Origin of the sequence: Helicobacter heilmannii, from assembly GCF_001283065.1 — a bacterium.
In the GTDB taxonomy this organism is placed as follows: Bacteria; Campylobacterota; Campylobacteria; order Campylobacterales; family Helicobacteraceae; genus Helicobacter; species Helicobacter heilmannii.
In genome coordinates this window covers 218050-236730 of record NZ_CDMK01000002.1, presented here as the reverse complement: position 1 = coordinate 236730, position 18681 = coordinate 218050, and the positions used below count along the sequence as shown (strand labels likewise).

At 49.1% G+C, this 18681-nt stretch carries 16 protein-coding genes and 1 pseudogene; 3 read left to right on the top strand and 14 right to left on the bottom strand.

Going from position 1 to position 18681, the window contains the following annotated elements; all coding sequences use genetic code 11:
• The 3 genes from yajC to AOG36_RS05270 are packed head-to-tail and all read right to left on the bottom strand — an operon-like array spanning window position 1 to window position 4407.
• Window positions 1-294: a preprotein translocase subunit YajC gene (gene yajC, locus AOG36_RS05280; RefSeq protein ID WP_015107169.1), complete on the bottom strand. Its 294-nt coding sequence runs from the start codon at window positions 292-294 to the stop codon at window positions 1-3.
• 43 nt (window positions 295-337) lie between these two features.
• Complete coding sequence (gene nhaA / locus AOG36_RS05275) at window positions 338-1636, bottom strand: sodium/proton antiporter NhaA (RefSeq protein WP_015107170.1); 1299 nt, start codon at window positions 1634-1636, stop codon at window positions 338-340.
• An 11-nt stretch (window positions 1637-1647) separates the two neighbouring features.
• On the bottom strand, window positions 1648-4407 hold the full coding sequence (locus AOG36_RS05270; RefSeq protein WP_162200203.1) for a RecB-like helicase: 2760 nt from the start codon (window positions 4405-4407) through the stop codon (window positions 1648-1650).
• Window positions 4408-4518: 111 nt separating this feature from the next.
• On the opposite strand from AOG36_RS05270, the gene ppsA reads away from it, so the two are divergent.
• Window positions 4519-6930, top strand: a complete 2412-nt coding sequence (ppsA, locus tag AOG36_RS05265; RefSeq protein WP_053825645.1) for a pyruvate, water dikinase — start codon at window positions 4519-4521, stop codon at window positions 6928-6930.
• A 233-nt stretch (window positions 6931-7163) separates the two neighbouring features.
• Window positions 7164-7424, top strand: coding sequence for a Type 1 glutamine amidotransferase-like domain-containing protein (locus AOG36_RS05260; protein ID WP_015107173.1), 261 nt, complete (start codon window positions 7164-7166; stop codon window positions 7422-7424).
• Between the two features lie 161 nt (window positions 7425-7585).
• Here AOG36_RS05260 and AOG36_RS08580 read toward each other — a convergent pair whose 3' ends face one another.
• From AOG36_RS08580 to AOG36_RS05210, 11 genes and pseudogenes are all read right to left on the bottom strand, one after another.
• A complete protein-coding gene (locus AOG36_RS08580; protein WP_015107174.1) occupies window positions 7586-7774 on the bottom strand; it encodes a type 2 periplasmic-binding domain-containing protein in 189 nt (62 codons plus the stop codon).
• A 179-nt stretch (window positions 7775-7953) separates the two neighbouring features.
• Window positions 7954-8220, bottom strand: a pseudogene (locus AOG36_RS05255) (transporter substrate-binding domain-containing protein); the annotation flags it as partial.
• 121 nt (window positions 8221-8341) lie between these two features.
• Entirely contained in the window at window positions 8342-9481 is a 1140-nt protein-coding gene (gene alr, locus AOG36_RS05250) for an alanine racemase (RefSeq protein WP_053825643.1), read from the bottom strand.
• Entirely contained in the window at window positions 9453-10820 is a 1368-nt protein-coding gene (locus AOG36_RS05245; protein WP_053825642.1) for an alanine/glycine:cation symporter family protein, read from the bottom strand. The genes alr and AOG36_RS05245 overlap by 29 nt, the downstream gene beginning before the upstream one ends.
• A 23-nt stretch (window positions 10821-10843) precedes the next feature.
• Window positions 10844-12088, bottom strand: a complete 1245-nt coding sequence (locus AOG36_RS05240; protein WP_015107180.1) for an NAD(P)/FAD-dependent oxidoreductase — start codon at window positions 12086-12088, stop codon at window positions 10844-10846.
• Window positions 12089-12100: 12 nt separating this feature from the next.
• Window positions 12101-12475, bottom strand: a complete 375-nt coding sequence (locus tag AOG36_RS05235; RefSeq protein ID WP_015107181.1) for a RidA family protein — start codon at window positions 12473-12475, stop codon at window positions 12101-12103.
• A gap of 79 nt (window positions 12476-12554) precedes the next feature.
• Window positions 12555-13490 (bottom strand): SPOR domain-containing protein, encoded by a 936-nt coding sequence (locus AOG36_RS05230; RefSeq protein WP_015107182.1) that lies wholly within the window; start codon window positions 13488-13490, stop codon window positions 12555-12557.
• Window positions 13491-13503: 13 nt separating this feature from the next.
• On the bottom strand, window positions 13504-14046 hold the full coding sequence (locus tag AOG36_RS05225; protein ID WP_015107183.1) for a DUF1882 domain-containing protein: 543 nt from the start codon (window positions 14044-14046) through the stop codon (window positions 13504-13506).
• A gap of 8 nt (window positions 14047-14054) precedes the next feature.
• Window positions 14055-15296, bottom strand: a complete 1242-nt coding sequence (locus tag AOG36_RS05220) for a serine hydroxymethyltransferase (RefSeq protein ID WP_053825641.1) — start codon at window positions 15294-15296, stop codon at window positions 14055-14057.
• Window positions 15289-16785 carry a lysine--tRNA ligase gene (gene lysS, locus AOG36_RS05215; protein ID WP_053825640.1) on the bottom strand — a complete coding sequence of 499 codons (1497 nt, stop codon included), beginning with the start codon at window positions 16783-16785 and terminating at the stop codon, window positions 15289-15291. The genes AOG36_RS05220 and lysS overlap by 8 nt, the downstream gene beginning before the upstream one ends.
• Window positions 16786-16798: 13 nt before the next feature.
• The gene (locus AOG36_RS05210) at window positions 16799-17383 is read right to left on the bottom strand and encodes a CvpA family protein (RefSeq protein WP_015107185.1); all 585 of its coding nucleotides are present in this window, start codon (window positions 17381-17383) and stop codon (window positions 16799-16801) included.
• A gap of 103 nt (window positions 17384-17486) precedes the next feature.
• On the opposite strand from AOG36_RS05210, the gene lnt reads away from it, so the two are divergent.
• Window positions 17487-18681: apolipoprotein N-acyltransferase (gene lnt / locus AOG36_RS05205; protein WP_053825639.1), on the top strand; the 1195-nt coding region annotated here is incomplete at its 3' end.

Below are 18681 nucleotides of genomic sequence, written 5' to 3'. Positions count from 1 at the left end.
TTAGTTTCCTTCTGTTGTGTTTTGATCTTCAAGCTTGTAGGCAACATGGTTTTTAGAAAGCTTGGCTTCGGTGTTGTCGTTGATTCTAACTTTAAAAAAGTTATGCTCGGGTTTGATGACCTCACAGATGAGTCCGCCTTGCGTTACGATCTTATCGCCCTTTTGCAAGCCTTCCACCATTTCCTTATGCTTCTTGGCTTGCACCCTTTGGGGCCGGATGATGAGAAAATAGAAAATCAAAAACAGCACCAAAAGGGGCAACAGGGAGGTTAAGATGTCCTTGGTTTGATTCATACACTTCCTTATGTGGATAAACGCACCATTATAACGACTTTTCCTAATTTTTGGCTTTTTGCAACGCCCCCAAAGCCAATAAATAGAGAGTGCCCACAACGCCCGAAGTGATCGAACCTAGCAAAATGGCGATTTTAGAAACCTCCATGGCATCTGCGTTGTTGAAGGCGATGTTGGAGATGAACATGGACATCGTAAAGCCGATGCCCGCCAACATGCCCGCCCCTAAAATCTGCCCCCAACCCACCCCTTCAGGGCGTTTAGCAATGTGCAGTTTTTCGCTCAGAAAGGTGATGCCTAAAATCCCGATGGGCTTTCCCACCACTAGCCCCAAAACCACGCCCCATAAGATCTCATCTACATGGAAGTTTAAATCCTTGCCAATTTGCACTCCGGCATTAGCGAAGGCAAACAAGGGCATGATGAAGTAAGCCCCATAGGGGTGCAGGATGTGCTCTAGTCTTTCTAGGGGGCTTTGCAACGATCTTGTCGCATCTTGCAGGCTGTAGAGCGCGTCTCGTTGGTCTTGCTCTAGGGGTTTGGTGGCGGGGTTTTTAAAGCAGTCTTTAAAATGCCCTAAGGCTGTTGAAAAGGATTGCAAGAGTTTAGAGGGCTGGGAGATCTTAATGGGGATGGTGAAGGCTAGGGCCACGGCAGCGATGGTGGCGTGGATCCCGCTATTGTGCGTGGTGAACCACAGCCCCACGCCCAGCACAATGTAGGGCCATAGGCTTTTCACACCCAAGCGGTTTAACACCAAGAGGACGAGTAAAATCAACGCCGAGCCACCCAGCCAAATCAATTTTAAATGCGTGGTATAAAAAATAGCGATCACCACGATCGCACCCAAATCATCGGCGACCGCTAGGGTTACTAGAAAGACCTTTAGCGCGGGGGGGACGCGCTTGCCTAAGAGTAAAATCACCCCTAAGGCAAAGGCAATGTCGGTCGCCATGGGGATTCCAAAGCCATGCGCACTGTTTGTATCGGCATTTAGGCTATAGTAAATGATCCCCGGGGCCATCATCCCCCCTAGAGCGGCGATCACAGGGAAGGCGGCCTTTTGAAACCCGCACAACTCCCCATACATCACTTCCCGCTTGATCTCTAAACCCACCACCAAAAAGAAAAACGCCATCAACACATCGTTGATCCAATGGTGGATGGAGAAACCAAAAAAATTTGCACCAAAGGTGATCCCCAGCTTGGTGTGCCACAGCCCAAAGTAGTAGTGAGACACGAAGGAATTGGCGTAAATCATTGCCCACACAGCACTCACAAATAAGAAAATCCCTCCAAAAGATTCACTTTTGACAAAATCCACAAAAATGTTTCTCTTCATATCAGACATGGCTAGCCTTGTCGTTGCAGTTGTATCTGGGTTTTTAGAGCGTAAACCAAAAATGCCCGGGTGTTTTTCTGTGGATAGAGGGTTCTTACCTTTTGCAAATAACCCGCCACTTGTGCTTGGTGTGCCTGTAAGTCCCCCTCCCCACTTTTATAATCCAGGATGGTGCAGTTGTCTTGATCCAAGACAACCATATCCATGCGCAATAATTCCTTGCCAAATTTAAAGCCCACCTCGGCCGCAACCTGCCCCTTAAGCAAGGCTTTAAAATCGCCATCTTGTTCCAAGAGTTCTAAGCGTTTTAACAGGGCTTTGGTGGGCATCTCAAAGCCATGGTGGTGGTGCAGATACTCTCGCACGCTTTTTAAATCCACTCCATAGCCATAAAACAACTCTAAAGCCTTGTGCAGGGCCAATCCAAAGAGCCGTGCAGGGCGGTTGCCCTCCGGCTCCTTTTTAGGTTCTTGGTTTTGGGTTTTGTCCTCTTGAGTGCCAAAAGCCTTTTGGCTATTTAAAAGTGCAAGGCCTGTGGGTTTAAGGGTGGCTATGGGTTCTAGCATGCTTTTAGGCAGTTGCCCCTCTTGGCACTCTAAAAGCCCAAGGGGTGCAAAGGCACTTTCCTTGTCCTTTTGTAAGATGGTTAAACTCTCTTTGGCCCGCGTGCACGCCACATACAAAACATTGATATCCTCTTCTTTGCGGGTTTGCTTATAGGCCTGCAGAGCTTGTTCGTAGGCACTGTCTACACATTCCCTATTGCTCTGTCGGTAAAAAATGCGCTGCCCACACTCCAAAAACTGCGGCACATCGTTGGCAAGCCCTTGGCTCAAGCGGTCCATTAAAACGACATGGTGAAACTCCATGCCCTTGGATTTGTGGATGGTCATGATCTTTAGCCCCACTGCCTCGCTTTGGGCGATTTGGATATTCTTTTGCTCCAAATCCTCTAAAAACTCTTGGGGATCATTAAACTCCAATGCATGTTCTAAAAAGTGGCACGCACTCGGGCTAAAGAGTTCTAAGGCCTGCATGAGATTTAGAATATGCACGCTTAAATTAGAGTCTAGGGGGGGCAATTTAGGCAGATTGTTTAAGCTAAAGCCACATAATTTCGCCACATGGGCCAAATGGTAGCTTTGTTGCTCAGCCGGGCAAAGGGCATAAAGCAGGGCGTGGTGCAGGGCCTTGACCTCTTTTTGCGCCAATAAGCTTAAATCGGTCGCGCTCACCAGTTCCACACCCTGTAAATGGGGGGTTAAAAACTCTTTTAAATCGTTAACATCGTTGTTTTTAAAGCATAAAATGGCGATCTCTTGCGCCGCCACCCCGCTGTTTAACAGCTTTTTTATGGCTTGCAAAGTCGCGTTTAACACAGACTCTTCCTTTGCCTCGTTTTCTAAACCCACTGTTGGCACACTCTGCACCTGCACATAGCCCTTTGTGGCTAAGTTTTGGCGTTGGTCGGGGAGTTTTTGAGGAGTATAGCCGGCAATTTTGGGTGCAAAAGTGCGGTTCACAAAGTCTAACACCACGCCCGTGCTACGGTAGTTGTGCTCTAAGGATTGGCTGCACATGTTTTTATCGCTACAAACCTCTTCAAAAAAGCTGCTCTTGCTCCCTCTAAAGCCGTAAATGCTCTGCTTAGAGTCGCCCACAAAAAACACGCTGCGCTCCGCCCATTTCTGCCCCATCCCGGCCTTGATTTCATCTACTAAGGGTTTTAAAATGCCGTATTGCAGGGGGTTGGTGTCTTGAAACTCGTCTATTAAAATGTGCATGATTTGGCTATCTAAACGGAAGTAAAAAAAGTCTCTTCCCACCAAATCCTCGCTCAAAAGTTGGTTGACCTTGAGTGTGATTGTGGCAAAGCTTAGGCGGTTGGGGCTTAGCGCATGTTGTTTTTTGTAAAAGCCGATAAAATATGCCAACTCGTGCAAGAGGGTGGCTTCTTTGGCATGGAAGTACTCTAAAATCTTGGCTTTTAGGGTGGGGGTGGTGCTTAAAGCTTCTTGTGCGCCCTTGGTACTTAAAGCTTTAAGCACTGCCTTAAGGTCCTTCTTGGGTTTGATGCGGGGGATCTTTAGCGCATTGAACTCATGAAAAATCTCTTGCTCTAGGGATTTTAGGTCTGTATTTGTTTTTTTGGGAGAGGTGAAATTTATCCCGCTCTCGCTAAGATCTAAGAGGCTTTTAAGGGCGTAGGGGACGCTAAAGCTCTCGCCCTGTGCAAGCGACAAGACACAAAGGCGTTTGAGCCTGTCTAAATCGCTAAGTTCTAAGCTGCTTAAAAAAGTGCTGAGCTGTTCGTCTAAGGAAGTGTCGCCCACGCCAAAGGCCGCACACACGCCCACGAAGTAGCTAAATCTTCTCAGCACCTTTTGGAAAAAGGCATCGATGGTCATGATCGATGGATTCTCTTGCAAGAAGTGGGTGTAGACGGCGGGGGCGTTTAGGCTAGCTAGGCGCGCTAGTCGAAGGTGGTAATCCCTCTCTAGGACCTCTAAAATTTCTTGGGTCTTGGGCTCTGGAGTGTAGCTGGGGTCTTGTTGGTAAGCAAGGCTGGCCACGCTTAAAAGGGCTAGGGTTTTGTGGATGCGATCATGCATCTCGGCGGCGGCCTTTTTGGTGAAGGTCAGGGTTAAAATGTTTGCCGGCTGTGCCCCCTCAAAGAGCAAGGCGACATAGCGCAAGGTCAGGGCAAAGGTCTTGCCACTACCCGCCGATGCCCGAAGGGCTAGCCGAGCGTGCGTGCGTGCTGTTTGCATTTCCATAACGGGGCATTGTAGCAAAAAAAGTGGCTTTTTAAAAGCCTTGCGCCCGAGCATGCTATAGCATGCTATAATAGAGCTTTTTGAGATCAAAGCAAGGGGATAAGTGTGCGCTACATTCGGTTTTATAAAGAATTGAACAATAAGGATGTGCCTTTAGTGGGGGGCAAGAATGCCAGCATTGGGGAGATGTTTCAGGAGTTGGTACCCAATGGGATTAAAGTGCCTAATGGCTTTGCGATCACCAGCGAGGCGTATTGGTATCTCTTGGAGCAGGGGGGCATTAAAGAGCAAATCATCAACTTGCTAAAGGGGGTAGACGCGACCGAATTGGATGTGCTCAAAATGCGCTCCAAACAAATCCGTGAACTCATTTTTGGCACACCCTTTCCCGCCAATTTACGCGATGAAATTTTGCAAGCCTACCAAATGCTAAGCGATGAATACCACATGCGTGAAGCCGATGTGGCGGTGCGCTCCTCTGCCACCGCTGAGGACCTGCCAGATGCCTCCTTTGCCGGGCAACAAGACACTTATTTGAATGTTAAGGGCAAAACCGAGCTTGTCCACTACATTAAAGCTTGTTTGGCTTCCCTCTTTACAGATAGGGCGATCAGCTATAGGGCTTCTAGGAATTTTGACCATTTAAAGGTCGCCTTGAGTGTGGGGGTGCAAAAAATGGTGCGCGCTGATAAGGGCAGCGCGGGTGTGATGTTCTCCATTGACACCGAAACGGGCTTTAAAGATGCGGTGTTCATCACCTCCAGTTGGGGACTGGGCGAAAGTGTGGTTGGAGGGCTAGTAAACCCCGATGAGTTTTATGTCTTCAAGCCCACGCTCAAAGCAGGCAAACAGCCTATCATCAAACGCCAGCTAGGCGATAAAACCCAAAAGATCGTGTACGCCAGCCGGGGCAGCCAAAGCCCCACCAAAAGCATCCCCACCACTCCAAAAGAGCAAAATAGCTTTTCTTTAACCGACACCGATTTACTCAACCTTGCACGCCATGCCATGCTCATTGAAGAGCACTACAGCCAAGAGGCGGGGCAATACCGCCCGATGGACATCGAGTGGGCAAAAGACGGAGATAGCGGGGAGATTTTCATTGTGCAGGCGCGGCCTGAGACCGTGCAAAGCCAAAGTTTGAAGCAAAGCGCACGGGTGTATGAAAAATACTATTTTAAAAGCAAAGAGGGGCGGGAGGTTTTGCTGACCGGGCGCGCGATTGGGAGCAAAATTGGTGTTGGCAAAGTGCGCGTGATCAACAGCTTGGATCATATGAACATTTTTAAAGATGGCGAAATCCTTGTAACCGACAACACCGACCCAGATTGGGAGCCCATCATGAAAAAGGCGAGTGCAGTTGTTACGAATCGAGGGGGGCGCACCTGCCATGCCGCCATTGTGGCGCGCGAAATTGGCGTGCCCACGATTGTGGGGGCTTTAGGGGCAACTGAGCTTCTTTACACGGGCATGGAGATCACAATCTCTTGTGCTGAGGGTGAGATTGGCTACATTTACTCCGGCGCGCATCCCTTTGAAGTGGAGCGCATCGCCCTAGACAATCTACAAGAGCCTAAGACTAAAATCTACCTTAATATTGGTAACCCTGAAAAGGCGTTTAAGTTCTCCCAACTGCCCAACCATGGTGTGGGGCTGGCGCGCATGGAGCTCATCATGCTTAACCAAATTAAAGTCCACCCGCTGGCTCTAGTGGACATGCAGCACAACAAACCTATAGAAAACCAAGACCGCGTAGAAGCACTGATTGCGGGCTATGAAAGCCCTAAAGATTTTTTTGTGAAGAAAATCGCCGAGGGGATGGGCATGATCTGTGCTGCCTTTCACCCCAAGCCCGTGATTGTGCGCACCAGCGATTTTAAATCTAACGAATACGCAAGGATGCTCGGCGGAAGTGTGTATGAACCCCATGAGGAAAACCCGATGCTCGGCTACCGGGGGGCGAGCCGCTACTACTCAGATCTGTATAAAGAAGCTTTTGGCTGGGAGTGTGAGGCGTTGTCTATGGTCAGAGAGCAAATGGGCTTAAGCAACATGAAAATCATGATTCCCTTTTTACGCACCATTGAAGAGGCCAAAAAAGTCCTAGAAATTTTACGCAAGAATGGGCTAGAATCTGGCAAAAACGGACTAGGGCTGTATGTCATGTGTGAGTTGCCCATCAATGTGATCTTGGCGGACGACTTTTTAAGTTTGTTTGATGGTTTTTCCATTGGCTCGAATGACTTGACCCAGCTCACTTTGGGTGTGGATCGCGACGGGCAGCTAGTCAGCCATGTTTTTGATGAGCGCAACCCGGCCATGCTAGAGATGTTTAGACGGGCGATTGCAGCGTGCAAAAAACATGGCAAGTATTGCGGGATTTGTGGACAAGCCCCTAGCGATTACATTGAGATCGCCGAATTTCTCGTAAGGGAGGGCATCAGCTCGCTTTCACTCAACCCCGACTCGGTCATCGCCACTTGGAATCAAATCGCAAAATTGGAGGCACAGCTATAAGCCTACTCTTGCTTTCACACGCTTTATCAGGGCAGGTTTTAATCCACGCCCTGCCTTGCAAGGCTTAAATCCATCAGCTTAAAGGGCAAAAACTCGCCTTGATCGCCCATGTGAGTGTGCTCAAAAGCGCGGATGTGTGTGTGCAAAATTTACAAGCCCTGTTGCCTAGTGTGCGGATTGTGGGCGCGCTACAGATTTAAAAATCCTAGAAACTTGCGCGGGCTTCGTGATAAATGGGGGGGAATGGCTTTAAGCTCTTGGCGGGCTTGTACCAACACAATTTGTTAGGCGTGATTAAGAAACGGGTGCAAGTAGGCGTGTCTTATTTGAGTTGGTCTGCAGGCTCTCTTGTAGCCACGCCTAGCATCCACACCACCGGCATGCCACTTACCCCCCCAAGCCTAGAGGCACTGAACCTAGTCGATTACCAAATCAACCTCCACTTCCCCACAGGCCTCAAAACTACGAGAGCAAGAGCCGTGAAGAGAGGTTAAGGGAGTTTTAACTCTACACCCAATGCGTTTGTGCCAGATGGTGGGGCGTTTTGAGTGCAAGCCACGCCTTACAAACTCCCTTGCATGTGGCGTTGCACATAGACTCCAAGCTCCTTTTACACCTTTAAGCACAACCAAGCCCCAAAGTCCATCAAAAACCCTCAAGGTGCTGCATTTTTATCAAAGAAGCGTAAGCTCAATTTCTTAAGCGTCCCCTCTAGGCGCAGGTTCTCTAAGGCGTGGTTGATATAAATCAAGGCCGAGTTGTTGTAGTTACTGAGCACAAACCCCATGCGCCACTCGTCTTCAGATTCCCACAAAATCCTTAATATCTCGCTGTATTTTTTCATGTATTCGGCAGTGCTTAAAAGAGGTGCTGAAGGTGATGTCCGCGCGCCTGTCTCTTATGAGCAACAAAGCTTTTTCGGTGTTCTAAAGCGGGGATGATGTGGGCGTAGTGGGCGAGGGGCAAGGCTAATGTAATCCACCCGGCTTTGGGCGGCGCGTAGCCCACGAATTCCTGCCAAGTCTAGATATTACTTTCATCGGTGCGCCCCACGATCACCGTATGGAAATAGGTGTAGGGGTTAGATTCATCAAAATCGATGCGCCTGTGGTGGCTGGAGAGCTCTAATTGATTGCTAATCAAATCCACATGCTCCGTGCGCAATTTACTCAACATTATGCTGGAGGGCATTTCGTAAAACACGATCTTCACACCCATTTCTTTGGCCACAGCGCGTGCCACTTCCACATCATAACCCGTGAGCCACCCCTGCGCATTGCGGTAAGAAAAGGGCGGGTAGTTGCCCTATGTGGCGACCACGATGGTTCCTTGTCGTGATGCGCTCGTAGAGATTGGAAGCAGACAAAAGACCAAGAAAGAAGCTAAGAAACGCCCTTAACATGCAACCTCCTTAGGGCCGGTAAATCCTTGGCAGGCGGCGGGTCAGCATCGTGATCGCCTCGTAATTGATGATGCCCAACATTTTGGCAATATCACCCGCCCCCATCGCTCCGCTTTTTGGATCGCCTAGCAAGATGGCTTCATCGCCCTCTTGGGCTTGTACATCACCCACATTGATAAAACATTGGTCCATGCACACCCCTCCAATCACAGGGACTTTTTGTCCATGCAAGAGCCCCCACGCCTTGTTGCCCAAAATCTTAGAAATCCCATCCCCATAGCCTAGGGGCAACACCCCCACACGGGTGTCTTGCAAGCAATAATACCCCTCACCATAGCCCACCAAGCGGCCCTTCTCAATGGTCTTTAAGCTCACAATCTGCGCTTTCAAGGTGATGACATTGCGTAGCTCTAAGCTCTTTTTCTTTAAAGCGTCCTCTGTGTAGATGGAGGGGTGCAGACCATAGAGGGCAAGCCCTGCGCGGGCTAAATCCAATCCGTAATTGTCCATCGACAGAGCCGCGGCACTGTTTGCCATGTGGCGGTATTTAAACTCCAACCCCAAGTTTTTTAGCTGTGCCAAGAAGTCTAAAAAGCGCGCCACTTGCTCGAGGGCATAGTTTTTAAACATGGCATCGGCATTGCTGTGGTGGGTGAAAATCCCCTCCACTTCTAAGCCCTTCAGCTTAGCGATTTTAATGACCTCGTGGGCGTTTTCCTTGGTGGGCAAAAAGCCCAAACGGCTCATGCCTGTATCGACTTTAATGTGCACTTTTAGTTTTTGCTTGAGTTTCAGCGCCACCTCTGAAAAATGCGTGGCTTGTTTGTGGCTAAAGAGCGTTTGGGTAATATGATTTTCTATGAGCGTTTTTGCCATGTGATCTGGGGTGTAGCCCAAGATCAAAATGGGGATGTCCTTAAACTCCGTGCGCAACTCCAAAGCCTCGTCTAGAGTCGCCACGCCCAAATAAATCGCGCCCTGCTTGACAAACACACGGCTTGCCCCGATCGCCCCCGCGCCGTAGGCATTGGCCTTGACTACCGCCATTAAAGGCATTTGGCACACCTCTTTAATGAGTGAGAAATTATGTGCTAGGGCGGTGGTGTCGACCTCTACGAAACTAGCGCGTGAGGGGTGATTTTCTTGCATGTGGGACTTCTTCCTCTTGTGGATTAAAGTAAGCTTTGGTTTCTGCCACAACAACTTTATAGAGCAATAAAAGAGCGATGAGATTGGGGATGGCCATCAAGGCATTGGCGATGTCGGAGAAGTTCCACACAAAGTCCAGCTTGGTGACAGAACCAACAAAAATTCCCACCAAATACAAAATACGGTAGTAGAAAATGTAATCCCCGCCAAAGGTGAATTCAATGCTGCGCTCCCCATAGTAAGCCCAACCCACCGCTGTGGAGTAGGCAAAAAAGATCGTGGAGGCAAACACAATCCACCCCCCATTGGGATAAAAGTAGCGCACGCTCTCATAGGTGAGCAAACTTGCATCATGGAAGGTTTCGTGCACGGGGGCCATGAGTACCAACAAGGCGGTGGAGGTGCACACCACGAGAGTGATGATCAAGGGCTGTAACATGGTGATCAAGGCTTGTTTAACCGGGTGCGCGCTCTTAGAGGCGGCCGCGACAATGGCTGCAGAACCCATGCCTGCCTCATTGGAAAAAAGTCCCTTAGACACCCCAATTTGCACAATCGTGAGCAAAGCCACGCCCCCAGCAGTTCCGCCAATCGCCTCCCTTGGGCTAAAGGCACTGTTCACGATGAGCTTAAGGGCGTTGCATGCCTGGCTAAAGTGTGCCGCCACGATGTAAATCGTGGTGAGCACATACAAGAGCACCATGAAGGGGGCGAAGTAGTCGCTAAACTTGCTGATGGACTTGATCCCGCCCATTAAAATGAGCCCCGTGATGCTTGAGATGATAAGCCCTGAAAGCCATGCAGGCATAGAGGCGTGGTGTAAGAGGATCGAGGAGACCGCGTTGGCTTGGGTCATGCTGCCAATACCAAAGGAGGCGATGAGGGTGAAAATGGCAAAGAAGTAGGCGAGCTTTGGCATGTGCAGCCCGTTTTTGATGTAATACATGGGGCCGCCCTTGTAGCCAAACTGCCCGATTTCTCTATATTTTAAGGACAGCACCCCTTCAGCGTACTTGGTTGCCATGCCCACAATGCCCGTCACCCACATCCAAAAAATGCTGCCAGGTCCCCCCGAGACGATCGCCACCGCAACCCCGATGATGCTGCCAATGCCGACAGTCGCACCGATGGAGAGCATTAAACTAGAAAACTGGGAGATATCGCCCTTGGAGTGCTCATCTCTAGTGCAGAGCACCTTAAAGGCGTAGAAAGTCTTAGAGAATTGTAAGCCCTTGAGTGCCAGGGTGTAGAACAAACCCGTACCCACCAGCAAAATGAGCAGGGGCAAACCCCACACCCACTCCTTGATGAGATCTAAAAGAGAGTTTAAATAACCCATGGCTTTCCTTTAAATTACGCATGTTAATCCCTGAAAAAGGCGGAAAAAAGCATGATGTCTGTGCTCTTCTCGTTTGCGCCCTCGGTGATTAAATTGGCAATGATGCGGCCAATGGCAGGGCCAAAGGTTACACCAAGCCAACCTAGTCCCGTGGCATGGATGAGGTTTTTGTACTTTTGGTCGTAACCCAAGTAGGGGATGTCATTAGGGGTTAGGGGCCTAAAGCCACTCCACTCTACAGGATTTCTCATTACAAAGGGTTTTGTGAAGGTGGTGAAGTTTTTCTTCATATTGGCGATTTGCGAGGGCGTGATGCTAGGGTCTAAGGTGTTTAATTCTAGCTTAGAGGTGATACGCACGGTGTTTCTTCTAGGGGTCATCGCCAAGAAAATATCTGCAAAGAGTGAAGAGGTTTTAGGTTTCAACTCCTCTTCCATTTCAAAGGTGATGCTATAACCCTTTGCGCCCATCATCAAAAAGTCGTTGCCGGTTTTTTTGATGAGTTGAGGGTTAGCACCGGTGGATAAAACGATCGTGTCGGCTTGGAAGCGGTTAGCGGTGGTGATGATGCCATTGATGTTATTCCCGCTAAACTCAAAATCCAGCACTTCCTCATGGTAGTAGAACTCCACGCCAGCGTTTTTAAGGTAGGTTTGTAAGTGCTCCATCACCTCTCTAGCATCCACATGGGCGTTTTCAGTCAAGAGCACACTGCCAGCAATGGTTTCCTCTTTAGCGACTGGCATATACTCTAGGGTTTTTTTGGCATCAAAGATTTCATAGGTTTTGGGGTCGTAGTGGTTTTGGCACAACTGCACCTTTTTTTGGAAGTTTTCTTGCAAGGTGTAGACCATGAGCAGTCCATCCTCTTTATACCAAAAGTCCATGCCATCCTCTAGCATTTCGTGGTACACATCGATGCTTAACCACCCGTAGCGCTCAAAAAGTGCCATCGTGCGGGCGGTGGATTTGGCGTTTGCGCTCCTGACAAACTTATAAAGCCATTTGTAAAGCTGGCCATTCAAGCCCCAGTGGATATCTAGGGGGGCTTGGCCTTTAAGCATGAGTTTCAGCGTGTCGCCCACGACCCCCGGGCAAGAGAGCGGAGCTTTTTTAAAGGCAGACACCAGCCCGGCATTGCCAAAGGAAGTCCCATTGCTTCCATCTCCCTTGTCGATCACTGTAACTTTACGGCCCAACTTATGTAAGGAATAAGCACAACTTAAACCGACAATTCCCCCACCGATGACAATGGCATCTTTTTGCATGGCAGACTCCTGTTATTTTTGGGCGATGGCTTCGATTTCCACCAAGCCATCTTTAGGGAGTTTAGCGACTTGGAAGGTGGCGCGGGCGGGGTAGGGTTCCTTAAAATAGCTCCCGTAAATCTCATTTACCACCGCAAAATCATCTAAACTTTTTAATAAAATTGTGGTTTTTACAATGTGGCTCATGTTGAGATTAGTGGCTTCTAAGATCGCTTTGATGTTTTCCATGGACTGCTCAGCTTGTGCCTTGATGTCGGGACCAGCGAACTCACCGGTGGCGGGGTTGATGCCCAGTTGCCCGGACACAAACACCAAGTGTTCAGTAGCAATCGCTTGAGAATACGGACCAATGGCTTTAGGGGCCTTTTTAGAATACACAGCGTTCATGGCAATCCTTTTTTAAATTTTAAAGATAAAAAGAAAGCGCATTGTACTCCATGCCAGCTGTGTTTTAGCTGATAGAGCACTATTTGATCTGTACATGCACGGGTTTAGCCACATCTTTACTCACTTTTTCCAGCTCTTTATCTGCCTTTTCTTGGCTCTCAAAGGGACCGATCAAGTAGCGTTTTTGCCCGTGGAAGTCTTGGACTTTGTGCGGGTAGGGTTTGATCGCCTCTAGGAATTTCTCATTAGGGGTTTTACTAAACACACCCACTTGCAAATAAAAACCCTTGGGTAAACTGGCTTTGGCGGGGTGTTTAGCGGGGTGTTTGGCCGGTGTGTGGGCAGTGGGGTGGATAGTCTTGCGCTCGTTGTGCGCTATGCGCTCTGGCTTGTGTTCTAGCTTGTGCACGGGGTGAGCGGGTTTGTGCTCAGCATGCGCGTTATGCACGGGGTGAGCGGGTTTGTGCTCCACTTGATGTGTCTGTGTGTGGGCTTGTGCGCTCTTTTCATGCGCCCCATGGTGGGCTTCTTCATGCGTGAGGTGTTCTGCACCGTGCTCTGATCTGGGCGTTTGGTGGAGTGGGGTATTTAGGGGGGAGGCGTGGGCGGGCTTGTCTAGAGGGCTTGCAGGCAGGGCACTTAATTTATTGTCTGTGCTGTCTGCACTGCTTGTGTTGGCTGTGGGTTGGTTCTGCTTGCTTTGGATGTCTTTGACGATTTGGTCAAAGCGGTCTTCCTCGGGTTTTTTCACAGAAGGCTCTAAGGTCAGGCTCTCAAAATCGTGCGCATTGCCAACCTTTTGCATGTTTTTCTCAGGGGGCACAGATGCACTCTTAGCCGGCTCTCTTGTGCTCTTGTAAAACACCACGACCACCACCACCAAAACAATGAGCACGATCGCCACCATGAGCAAGATTTTTTTAAATCCAGAGCTCTTCTGTTCCTCTTCTAGCACTGCATCCACATGCCTTCTAAGGCTGGGGTCCAATTCGCCAAACTCGTTCTTATTGTCCATTCTAATCCTTTCTTTACATGTGCCGTGCCCAGCTCGCGCCGCGTTCTTTGGCATAAACTTCATAGGGCAAAACTAGGATGTTAAAATCTGCGGGTAAATCGCTATTGGGGAAGGTGCGCCACTCATTGGGCAATTTTTGTGCCAACTTCATAGACAGAGTGCGGGCCAAGAGATAGGCCTCGCTAAGTTCGGTATGCCCCTTATGTATGTAAAGGTGTAAATGCCCTGGGGTCTTGCTCTCGTAAGCGGTGAAGTTCATAAAACCCTCTTCTCTTAACAAGAGCTGCGCCTTGTGGTAAAAACGCTCGGGATTACGCCCATTGTAGTCAAAAACGATGTTTTCGACCTTGTTGTTGGGTAAGAGCAGGGCGTGAGCGGCGGTGAATTCTTTTTTCCAATGCTTTTGGATCACGATGGAAGTAAGCGGAGCTTGCACCTTTTCAAATTTGTCGTAGAAACAGCGGCCCATGTGGCTGATGCGGCACCCCAAACCAGGTTTTAGGGTGTAGTAGAAGCTGGTCTGCATCTTGATTAACTTTAAATCCATTTCAACCATATCGATCCTTAAAAAATGGGGCGTGTGTAAATGTGATACCCTTTGGTAAACGCTTCGATTTCTCGATAAATCCCGCTCTGATTGCCCTTGATGTTGTGCAATACTTGGGCGATTTTGGCGACAATGAAGGCGAAGTCCTTTGCATCTAGTCCTCGGCTGGTAAGGGCAGCCGCACCTAGCCTAATCCCGCTGGTGATGAAGGGACTTCTTTTTTCACCCGGTACTGTGTTTTTATTCACGATGATGCCTGCTCGCCCTAATGCCTCTTCTGCCTCCTTGCCACTAAAGTCTTCAAAGCGCATCACTAATAAGTGGTTGTCGCTCCCCCCGCTCACCAAGTGAAAGTCCTGCTCCAACAAGCCTTGCACCAACACCTGTGTGTGCACCTTCACCGCCTTAGCATAATTGCGCCACTCAGGCTTAAGGTTCTCTAAAAACCCCGCTGCTTTGCCGGCGATGACATGCATTAAAGGCCCGCCCTGGGTGCCCGGAAATAAGGCTTTATTGACCTTAGTAGCAATCTCTTCATCATTGGTTAAAATAAGCCCGCCCCTAGGGCCTCTTAGAGTTTTATGTGTGGTGCTGCTGATGATGTGGCAGTGCGGGAATGGGTGGGGGTGCTCACCGGCGACGATGAGTCCAGCAATGTGGGCAACATCGCCCATCAAAAGCGCCCCCACCGAGTCGGCGATCTCTCTAAAGCGTGCAAAGTCGATTTCTCTAGGGTAGGCTGAATACCCGCAAATGATGAGTTTGGGGCGTACAATCTGCGCAATTTTTTGCACTTCATCATAATCGATCCACCCCTCGTCATTCACTCCATAGTGAAAGCCTTGAAAATGCTGCCCGGTCATGCTCACTAGAGAGGCATGGGTTAAATGCCCCCCGCTGCTAAGCTCCATACTTAAAATCTTGTCATAGGGTTTTAAGAGGGCGTGGTAGATCGCCATGTTGGCCTGAGAGCCTGAGTGGGGCTGCACATTGGCAAAGGCGCAGTTAAATAATTTCTTTGCCCGCTCAACGGCCAAATCCTCGATTTTATCCACCACCTCACAGCCCCCATAGTAGCGCTTGTTAGGATAGCCTTCAGCGTATTTATTCGTCAAAACACTACCCATCGCCTCCATCACGCTCTCAAAGGTGTAGTTTTCACTCGCGATCATCTCCAAGTGGGCGTTTTGGCGCACCCATTCGTCTTTAATCAAACCAAACAGCTCGGGGTCGTTTTGCTCTAGGAAATAATTAGGCATGGTTGTCCTTATTTTCGGGCTTCATTGCCGGGAATAAAATCACATCCTTAATCGTTTTCGCATTGGTGAGCAACATCACCAGTCGATCAATGCCGATCCCCTCGCCGGCGGTGGGGGGCATGCCATACCCTAACGCCCACACATAATCAGTGTCCATGAACTGCGCCTCTTCATCCCCGCTTTCTTTGGCCCGCACTTGCTCTTCAAAGCGCCCGTATTGGTCAATGGGGTCGTTGAGCTCGCTAAAGCCATTGGCGATTTCTTTGCCCGCAATGAAGAGCTCGAAGCGATCGGCGATTTGGGGGTTAGAGTCATTGCGCCGTGCTAGGGGGCTGATCTCAATGGGGTATTGAGTGATGAAGGTTGGGTTGATGAGTTTATGCTCCACGCACAAATCAAAGGCTTCAGCTAAAAGCTTGCCATGGCTCATTATGCCATCCAAATGCACGCCCTCTTCTTCTAGATAGGCTTGTAATTTTTTAGGATCGTTGATGGTGTTTGTGTCTAGCCCACCCACTTGCTCTAAAGACTCTTTAAAGCCTAGCACACGCACGGTGCTGAAATCAATTTGATGTTCTTGGTAGGCAATGATCGGGGGCAAGTTTAAGGCGTGTAAGAGTGTACTAAAGAGCTCCTTGGTGAGCGTGATTAAATCTTCATAGGTCTTATACGCCCAATAAAATTCGAGCATGGTAAATTCGGGGTTATGGGAGTGGTCCATGCCCTCATTTCTAAAGTTGCGGTTGATTTCAAAGACCGCCTCAAAGCCCCCCACTACAAGGCGTTTTAAATACAATTCAGGGGCAATTCTTAAATACCGCTCCACCTCTAGGGCGTTGTGGTAGGTGATGAAGGGGCGGGCGTTTGCCCCGCCGGCAATGGGGTGCATCATCGGGGTTTCCACCTCCAAAAAGCCCTTCTCTTCAAAGAAACGGCGGATGGTGGCGACAATGTGGCTACGGGTTTTAAACACCTCTTTAACTTCAGGGTTGGCGATCAAATCCACATAGCGTTGGCGGTAGCGTAGCTCGATGTCGCTTAAGCCGTGGAATTTTTCGGGCAGGGGCACAATGGCCTTGGTTAAAATTTTATAAGAGGTGGCATGAAGGCTGAGCTCCTTAGTCTTGGTTACAAAGGGGTAGCCGATGACATTGACAATGTCGCCCACCTCGACGCATTTTTTAAAGTCCTCAAAGCCCTCCTTGCCTAGGTCGTTTTGGGACAAATACACCTGCATCAAGGCACTTTGATCCTCGATCTTGATAAAACACGCCTTGCCCATGAGACGGATGAAACGCACCCGCCCCACTAGGGCATGGAGGCTACTTGGGTCTTTGGGCTCGTCTTTGCTGTATAAATCGCTGAATTTCTCTAAAAAGGCAGCGTTATTTAAAGTGCGCTGAACTTGGTTGTCGTAGGGGTTCTTATGCGCTTGACGCAAGATGTCGGCTTTTTGTAGCCGTTGCTGGATGTAGGGGGTGTCAAACATAGGATTCACTTTATTAACGGGTTGGTGCAAGGTTTTTTTGCGTTTCTTCTAAGAGCTGTGCGCCCTCTTTTTTGGCTTTTTGGGCTTTTTGTTGGATCATTTCTCCGAACTCTTGGACCTCTTTAATCTGCAGAATATGCGAAGCCACGCTGTACATATAGGGATAGACCTGGCTACGGGCGTGCAGGTAGCTGTCAATTGTTTTCATGAAGGCTAGGCGAGAGATGGCATAAAGCAAGCAAGACAAGATCAAAAACATCTTGGTACATGCAAAGATGAAGCCCAAGATTCTATCCAACACGCCCAAATTACTCAGCGTGATCGCTTTGCTCACCATAATCCCCACCACCAAAAACGCGATCCACACCCCCGCGAGTACCCCCACAAAGCCCACTAAATCGTTCACAGAAGGGTCTTTAAAGGCGTAAATATGGCCGGCAAACATTGCCCCCACAGCATGTGCCCATCTGGAAGCCAAGAATACCCCAGCCACGATGCCAAGCAAGCCCGCGACCTCATCAATAAAGCCGTTGTAAAACCCCCGAATCCCAATCAAAACTACGAACACTAATAAAGTAATGTCAATATAAGAGCCCATCAACACCTATTTTTGAAAAGATCGATCAACACCCTAAGTACAACTTTAAGATTAGGTATTTTACAATGACAAACTTAAAATATAGTCGCTATAAGGTTTTTATTTGTCTGTCTTGAGCCTGAAACACCCCATTTTTTTGCCCCTAAAAACCCCAATTTTATGGGCTGTATTGTTCTTATCTCCCCTGTACATAGGGGTACTTTTAAGCAATGCGCCAAAAACCCTAGCCCTGCTAGAGAGCATTTTAGCCCCCTTAAGTCTGTGGGCGTGTTTGCGCTTAAATGCTAAGCAACGCTTTTTGTTTGGACTGTTCGTGGGGTTTGGTATGTTTTATTGGACAGCCCTTAGTTTCCGCTACAACGCCTACCCCCTATTCATTCCGCTCATCATCGTCTTGGTGGCTCTTTGCTACGGAGTGTTGTTTTATCTCCTGCTCTTGAGACAATCCGTGCTCTACCGGGTGCCTATGCTGTGGCTTTCTAGCTACATCCACCCCTTTGGCTTTGATTGGTTTGTGCCCGATGCCTTCTTTGCCTACTCTCTTTTTAGAGTGGATAAACTGAGCTTTTTTGTCATTTTATGCGCGCTTGCGCTCTTGGTCCAAAAGCGTTTAAACCCCCTGTATGCCAACATTGTGGCGGGGCTGCTCTTGGTGTGCACCTTACAAATGCCTAAGAGCGCGCCCCCACTAAAAGGCGTTGAGCCCATCAGCACCCAAATCAACCAAGAGAATAAATGGAGTAGCACCGATCTCAAAGCAACTATGGATGCCAATTTCACTTTAATCAACCAAGCCATCGCCAAGCACCAAAAGGCGGTGGTCTTGCCCGAAACCGCCTTTCCCATTGCGCTGAATAAAAGCCCCCTGATCCCCATCCTTGCACAGCTGAGCCAAAACACCACGATCATCGCCGGCGCGCTCTATGAAGAGGGCAACACGATCTACAACTCCACCTATATTTTTGACAAGGGGGAGTACCACTATGCGCATAAGGTGATCTTGGCTCCCTTTGGCGAAAGCATGCCCCTTCCCGACTTCATCGCCAACGCCCTAGATCGCTTTTTCTTTGGGCCTGAGGTGTTTAAACTCGGGCATGCTAAAGATTTTAGCGATTTTCACACCAGTGCCCTGCACCTGCGCCCCCTTGTGTGCTACGAAGGCACTTCAGCCAAGGCCTACATCAATAGCCCCCCGTATTTGGTGGTCATCAGCAACAATGCATGGTTTGTGCCCAGCATCGAACCCTTTTTCCAGCGCATGCTTTTGAAGTACTACGCCCGCCGTTTTCATAAGACCA